Source organism: Jingyaoa shaoxingensis (assembly GCF_014385005.1).
In the GTDB taxonomy this organism is placed as follows: Bacteria; Bacillota; Clostridia; order Lachnospirales; family Lachnospiraceae; genus Marvinbryantia; species Marvinbryantia shaoxingensis.
The window spans coordinates 110,635-117,172 of record NZ_JACRSZ010000012.1 but is presented as its reverse complement, the minus strand read 5'-3'; the positions used below and the strand labels follow the sequence as shown (position 1 = coordinate 117,172).

The 6,538-nt window shown below is 40.7% G+C and carries 8 protein-coding genes; all 8 read left to right on the top strand.

The annotated features are described in order from the left end of the window. Positions 1–349 precede the first annotated feature (349 nt). The 8 genes from H8716_RS12240 (at position 350) to H8716_RS12205 (ending at position 6,524) form a co-directional block, all read left to right on the top strand. Complete coding sequence (locus tag H8716_RS12240) at positions 350–679, top strand: hypothetical protein (RefSeq protein WP_249309166.1); 330 nt, start codon at positions 350–352, stop codon at positions 677–679. A gap of 33 nt (positions 680–712) precedes the next feature. After that, the gene (locus H8716_RS12235; RefSeq protein WP_249309164.1) at positions 713–1,369 is read left to right on the top strand and encodes a DUF1016 N-terminal domain-containing protein; all 657 of its coding nucleotides are present in this window, start codon (positions 713–715) and stop codon (positions 1,367–1,369) included. A 2-nt stretch (positions 1,370–1,371) separates the two neighbouring features. Next, complete coding sequence (locus H8716_RS12230; RefSeq protein WP_249309162.1) at positions 1,372–1,554, top strand: excisionase; 183 nt, start codon at positions 1,372–1,374, stop codon at positions 1,552–1,554. A gap of 117 nt (positions 1,555–1,671) precedes the next feature. Next, positions 1,672–2,604, top strand: a complete 933-nt coding sequence (locus tag H8716_RS12225) for an integrase DNA-binding domain-containing protein (protein ID WP_249309159.1) — start codon at positions 1,672–1,674, stop codon at positions 2,602–2,604. 202 nt (positions 2,605–2,806) lie between these two features. Then, positions 2,807–3,421, top strand: a complete 615-nt coding sequence (hisH, locus tag H8716_RS12220) for an imidazole glycerol phosphate synthase subunit HisH (protein ID WP_249309157.1) — start codon at positions 2,807–2,809, stop codon at positions 3,419–3,421. Between the two features lies 1 nt (position 3,422). Beyond that, entirely contained in the window at positions 3,423–4,184 is a 762-nt protein-coding gene (gene hisF, locus H8716_RS12215) for an imidazole glycerol phosphate synthase subunit HisF (RefSeq protein ID WP_249309155.1), read from the top strand. A 10-nt stretch (positions 4,185–4,194) separates the two neighbouring features. Further along, positions 4,195–4,869, top strand: coding sequence for a uracil-DNA glycosylase (locus H8716_RS12210; RefSeq protein ID WP_249309153.1), 675 nt, complete (start codon positions 4,195–4,197; stop codon positions 4,867–4,869). 14 nt (positions 4,870–4,883) lie between these two features. Then, positions 4,884–6,524, top strand: coding sequence for a MotA/TolQ/ExbB proton channel family protein (locus tag H8716_RS12205; RefSeq protein WP_249309151.1), 1,641 nt, complete (start codon positions 4,884–4,886; stop codon positions 6,522–6,524). Positions 6,525–6,538 lie beyond the last annotated feature (14 nt).

Genomic DNA, 6,538 nt, shown 5'->3' with positions numbered 1-6,538 from the left:
CACCGTCCGTATTCATAGTCATTGTGGATATTTATCTCCAAATGAATATGAGGAACAATATCTAAAAAATCTGGAAACGACTGTAGCAAGCTTAGCAAGTTAACAATTACATAAAAAGACAAAATTGGTTGCATTTAATTTGTACTTTTTCTTGACATAGGACCAGAAAAAAAGAAAACAGGCATAAAAGGATTTTTTCCAGAAAAATTGTTACTGTTTTGCCATATCCAGAAGAACAACGTGCATGGCATTGTCCGCATTGTAAAAAATATTGATGTGGATGGATGCTGAAGAGTAATTATAAAGTTTTACGACTTGTAGAATGTGAAAATGCTGTAAGGAGAAAGAGATGGAATGGTTTGGAATTGTAGCATTGTTGTTGATACTTTGTTATTCAGCGTATCCGGGAAAAGTAAAGCGTTTGGAAACGAAAATAAAACGATTGGAGAAAAAGCAGAGAGGAGTGGCATATATGTCAAAGCTGATAAATGATCTTGTAGGAAAACAATGTATTATCAGATCAGAGTTCATTTTTAGTTTTGCAGGAAAAACTGAATTATCCTGCAAGATTATAGATGCAGATGATGAATGGATAAAAATTTGTTATACAGAGAAAAAAGATAAGCAAGTAGTTAAGCTGATGCGGATTGAAAATATTGAATCAATAGAAGAACAGTAAGTTCTATTTTAGAAATTCAGAGAAGTAAAGAGCATGGATTATAATTTACAAAAAAATCAAAATGCAGAACAGACTTATCATTCTATTCGTAATTCTATTGTGTCGGCACAACATCGTTTAAGCACAGCGGTAAATTCTGCTATGGTAACAACTTATTGGGAAATTGGAGAACAGATTTTTAAAGCATGTGGAGAAAATGATCGTGCAGAATACGGAAAGAAATTATTGGAATATCTTTCTGAGCAACTGACCGCAGAGTTTGGAAAAGGCTTTGATAAATCGAATCTTCGTAAGATGAGGCAGTTTTATTGCACTTTTCCAATTCGAGACACACTGTGTCCTGAATTGAGCTGGTCACATTATCGTGTCTTGATGCGTATAAATGATGAACAGGCAAGAAGATTTTATATGGAAGAATGTGCAAAAGCAGCATGGAGTGTTCGTCAACTGGAACGGCAGATCAATACGATGTATTATCAGCGTATTTTAGCAAGCCAGGATAAGATAGCGGTTGCAAATGAAATTCAAACAACAGAGCCAAAACCAGAATATGAGAAAATAGTGAAAGATCCTTATGTTATGGAATTTCTGCAGATTCAGCCTGACACACATGTATATGAAGGAGATTTGGAACAGGCATTGATTGATCATCTTCAACATTTCCTTTTGGAATGTCTGGGGGATAAATAGAAATGAATGATAAAGTATTGCTATCCATATCGGAAGCAGCGGAACTGTTTGGTATTGGTCAGCACCGTCTGCGGAAAATTTTAAGTGATGATTATGAGTGTAAATATCATCTTATGGTCGGGCGGGTGATCAGAATTAAAAGGAAGCCATTTGAAGAGTATATCAACAGGGTGGAGCAGGTATAATATCGACAAAGTATCTCGGATGTGTTATGATAAATAATGCATTCGGGATACTTTTTTATTCATGATAATGGAATGCTCGAGAAGCGGCATTCTATTATATAAGGAGGATCTCGAATCATGGCAAATAAAACAGCAAATACCAAACACAAACCAGTAAGACGCGCACTGCGGGCAAATGAATACTATAATCCAAAGACGAAGCGATATGAATACCATTATATAGATGCCTTTGGAAAGAAAAGAGCAGTGAGCTCTTACATATTGGAAGCTACAGATCAGGTTCCAAAAGGAAAACGGGCAGGACAAAGCCTGCGGGAAAAGGAAGCAGAGGTAAACGCCAAACTAGTAAATAATCTCGATATTGATGGATCAAAACTAACGTTACTTGAGGTTATCGACCGTTATCTGAACAGTCTTTACAACAGAAAAGAACTCGCCCATGCAACGAAAGTAGGATACAATGTTACCATTAACTGCCTGAAGCAGTACCGACTGGGTTATATGGAGATTGGAAAGATCAAACCGGAGCATTGCGAAGAATGGCTTGCCGATATGAAGAAAAAATATCGGGGATCTTCCATACAAAGCCAGATCAGTTTAATTAAGAGATCTTTTGAATATGCTGTCGATTATGATTATATTGTAAAAAATCCATTCCGCAGAATTACAACGGACAGAAGTGACAGCAAAGTTATGGAGGCTATTTCGGTTGAGGATATGAACAGATTTCTTGACTTTTGTTCAAAAGATGCTCACAGTGCACACTGTTATAATATGATCTACATCTTATTCTGGACAGGCATGAGAGCATCGGAATTGTGTGGGCTGACACTGGATAATATTGATTTCGAAAATCACTCTATAAGGGTTGAAAAGCAGTTACAATGCATCGATCATACCCATGTGGTTGTGAAAACCAAAACACAAAATAGTGTTAGAAATATTCCAATGACTGACGGAGTATATAAATGTTTTAAAGATGTTGTGGAAAAGCGTTATCTGAAAGGCGATATCGAACCAGTGCGTTATGATGAGCGTGGCAATGCTTAGTGCCCAGCAGTTGGCAGAAATCAATGCGGTAGCCAGCGCTATCTGCTAATTAGTACGAAAAATAACGTACTAAAAATATACTAATTAGTTTGCTAAATAAAATGTAATTAGATGCAATAAAAAGTAATGAAACAGGCGTTAAATGATACGAATAATCGTTGATTTTACCGAAAAAACACCTGTTTAGAGGAGAAAAATAATTATGATTGGAATTATCGACTATGATGCAGGAAACCTTCGCAGCGTGGAAAAGGCATTACAGTATCTTGGAAAAGAGACGATCGTGACTCGCGATCCGGAGCAGATCCGTAAGGCGGATAAGGTAATTCTTCCGGGAGTAGGTGCTTTTGGTGATGCCATGAAGAAGTTACAGGAGTATCATCTGGATACGTTAATTCGTGAGATTGCAGATAGCGGGAAGCCACTTCTTGGAATTTGTCTGGGACTGCAGCTTCTGTTTGAAGAGAGTGAAGAGAGTCCTGGAGTGAAAGGACTTGGAGTTTTAGAAGGAAAGATCAGAAGAATTCCGGAAGGAGAGGGACTGAAAGTGCCACATATCGGATGGAATTCCCTGCATCTGGAACATAACGGAAGACTGTTTCGTAATATTCCGGAGAACAGTTATGTGTATTTTGTACATTCTTATTACCTTGAGGCAAAAGCCCCTGAGATTGTTAAGGCTTCTACAGAGTATGGCGTACATATCCATGCATCAGTAGAGAAAAATAATCTGTTTGCCTGTCAGTTCCACCCGGAAAAGAGTAGTGAAACAGGTTTACAGATTTTGAAGAATTTTGCAGAGATGGAGGAAAAATAAGATGTTTACAAAAAGGATCATTCCATGTCTGGATGTACATAATGGACGGGTGGTAAAAGGGGTTAATTTTGTAAATCTGCGGGATGCAGGAGATCCGGTGGAGATTGCTGCAGCCTATGATAAGGCCGGCGCAGATGAAGTAGTATTTCTGGATATTACGGCATCTTCGGATGCACGAGATACTGTAGTGGATATGGTGCGCAGAGTGGCAGAAAATGTCTTCATTCCATTTACTGTGGGTGGAGGAATCCGGACTGTAGAAGACTTTAAGGTATTATTGCGGGAAGGCGCAGATAAGATATCCATCAATTCTTCTGCCATTAATCGTCCAGAGTTGATCAGCGAAGCAGCTGACAAGTTCGGAAGTCAGTGTGTAGTAGTTGCCATCGATGCCAAGAAGCGTGCGGACGGCAGCGGATGGAATATTTATAAAAATGGCGGCAGGATTGATGTGGGTATCGATGCTGTGGAATGGGCAGAAAAGGTCTGCAGGATGGGTGCAGGAGAGATCCTTCTTACCAGCATGGACTGTGATGGAACCAAAGCGGGATATGATATTGAATTAACCAGAGCTATTGCAGAAGCTGTTTCGGTTCCGGTGATTGCGTCAGGTGGAGCCGGAACCATGGAGCATTTTTATGAAGCGCTGACAGATGGAAAAGCAGATGCGGCACTTGCAGCATCACTGTTCCATTATAAAGAACTGGAGATCAGAGAAGTGAAGGAATATCTGAGAGAAAAAGGTCTTTCAGTGAGATTGTGAGGAAAAGGAAATGGCAGCAATTACAAATGATTGGCTGGAGCCGCTGAAGCCAGAATTCTCCAAGCTATATTATCGAAAGTTATATCAGACAGTGAACGAAGAGTACAGGACACATCAGATTTTTCCACCTGCAGATGATATATTCAATGCGTTTGCACTGACTCCGCTGCATGAGGTGAAAGTGGTGATTCTGGGGCAGGATCCATATCACGGAGAAGGACAGGCGCATGGTCTGTGTTTTTCTGTGAAACCGGATGTGGAGATACCACCGTCACTGGTAAATATCTATAAAGAATTGCAGGATGACTGCGGATGTGAGATACCAAATAATGGATATCTGACAAAATGGGCAAAGCAGGGAGTGCTTCTGTTAAATACTGTTCTGACTGTTCGTGCACATCAGGCGAATTCTCACAGGGGAATAGGCTGGGAAGAATTCACGGATGCGGCAATCAGAATTTTGAATGAACAGGATCGGCCAATGGTATTTATTTTATGGGGAAGGCCGGCACAGATGAAGAAGTCTATGCTTACAAACCCGAATCATCTGATCATAGAGTCACCCCATCCCAGTCCGTTATCCGCATATCGGGGATTTTTTGGGAGCAGACCATTCAGCCGTACCAATAAGTTCCTGAAGGAACATGGTATAAAGGAAATTGACTGGCAGATTGAAAACATCTAGGAGGAGGAGAGAGAATGGGACATAAAGTAACAGATAAGATCCTGTTTGTTCTGGTAGTTGGAATCAGTATCGGCTTCACCTGGTTTGTAAGTGGTGGAGTATCCGGGACAATGATTTACAATTTCATTTTTCTGGGTATTATGATTCTTATTTACCTGTTCGGTATGTTTTCCGGTTTCGGGAAAATGGGAAGATACGAACGGGCATTTCAGAGGGCAACAGATGAGATAGAGCGTACATTTGAGACGCTTGATGTGGCAACAGGAGAAGAGGGAACACTTCCTGAAGAACTTTTTGGAATGTCACCGTTGGATCACCGTTATAAGGAATTCCGCACGTTTGTAAAGAAAAGCCAGAGCGGGCTGGCAGACATTGAAGACTATATCAATGAAGATGTAATGGAAAGTCTGATCAGCAAAAAGATGCTGGATATTATACCGGATATTCTGACTAGTCTGGGGATTCTCGGAACATTCATTGGTCTTGTGGTGGGGTTGAAGGGTTTTGAACCTTCCAATTATGAGGCAATGACAAGTTCAGTATCTTCTCTGGTAGACGGTATTAAGGTCGCTTTCCTGACGTCTATCTACGGACTGTCTCTGTCACTGGTATTCAGCTATGCATTAAAATCAGCCTACGCATCACTGACAGACAGTATGTCAGAATTCATGGATTATTTTCATAATCTGGTAATTCCTTCTGCTGAAGCAGAGACCCGGAATATTATGGTGAATTATCAGGAAGAGCAGACCAAGGCAATTCAGAAGATGACAGATCAGTTTTCGGAACATCTGGCGAACAGTTTTGAAAAAGTTATCACCCCTTCTTTCCGAAAGATGAACCAGTCCATGGATATTCTGACAGAGACTATGTCAAAGGGACAGGAAGAGATGATGAAAGGTCTTCTGAATGATTTCCTGTCTAACATGCGCGAGAATTTTCAGTTACAGTTTGATGATTTTAATCAGGCACTGGAAAGCATGACGCAGGCTCAGAAAGAGATGACGGAAGCCACCAAAGAACTATATAAGGCAACAGAGACAGATCTTCACAATGCTTTTTCGGAAGAACGGGATCAGATGCAGAGTCTGGTGAGAGAAATGGGCGCTATGCAGAAAGAATACCTTACTTCTGCGCAGCAGACCATCGATAATAACCAGAAGTATGGAGAAGTTCTGGATCACAATTACCGCCAGATTATGACCTACCTTCAGGATGCAGAACAGAGTTCAGCAAAATTCTGGGTGGCATGTAACCAGGCAATGCAGAAGTATGTCAGTGCGGCAAGTGTCAGTGTAGAAGGATTTGCAGCAGCGAGCCAGCATAATAGTAATCTGTATGAAGCGAATGAAAAGGTTGTACAGAGTTATAATGATCGTATGCAGGAGTTTGTTCAGTATCAGAAACTGACGGCACAGACAATGGAACAGGTACAGAACCTGCTGTACAATATCGTTACATCTCCAGACGAGACGCACCGGACGAATATCCGCAATATGGCAGTGAATAACAGTAATCGAGATATGCTCTTGCAGATTCAGAAGACGCTGGAAGAACAGGGAAACAGACAGGAAGAACTTCTTGAGACCATGGTTCAGTATATGAAGGAAAGCAGCCGCAGCGGAAAAAAGGGAAAGGGAATCTTCTTTAATTAATGCTGACAGGAGGA

What these genes read in the sequence shown, in the direction of transcription:
- H8716_RS12240 (WP_249309166.1), top strand. Translation starts at nt 350, where the DNA reads ATGGAATGGTTTGGAATTGTAGCATTGTTGTTGATACTTTGTTATTCA.
- H8716_RS12235 (WP_249309164.1), top strand. Translation starts at nt 713, where the DNA reads ATGGATTATAATTTACAAAAAAATCAAAATGCAGAACAGACTTATCAT.
- H8716_RS12230 (WP_249309162.1), top strand. Translation starts at nt 1,372, where the DNA reads ATGAATGATAAAGTATTGCTATCCATATCGGAAGCAGCGGAACTGTTT.
- H8716_RS12225 (WP_249309159.1), top strand. Translation starts at nt 1,672, where the DNA reads ATGGCAAATAAAACAGCAAATACCAAACACAAACCAGTAAGACGCGCA.
- hisH (WP_249309157.1), top strand. Translation starts at nt 2,807, where the DNA reads ATGATTGGAATTATCGACTATGATGCAGGAAACCTTCGCAGCGTGGAA.
- hisF (WP_249309155.1), top strand. Translation starts at nt 3,423, where the DNA reads ATGTTTACAAAAAGGATCATTCCATGTCTGGATGTACATAATGGACGG.
- H8716_RS12210 (WP_249309153.1), top strand. Translation starts at nt 4,195, where the DNA reads ATGGCAGCAATTACAAATGATTGGCTGGAGCCGCTGAAGCCAGAATTC.
- H8716_RS12205 (WP_249309151.1), top strand. Translation starts at nt 4,884, where the DNA reads ATGGGACATAAAGTAACAGATAAGATCCTGTTTGTTCTGGTAGTTGGA.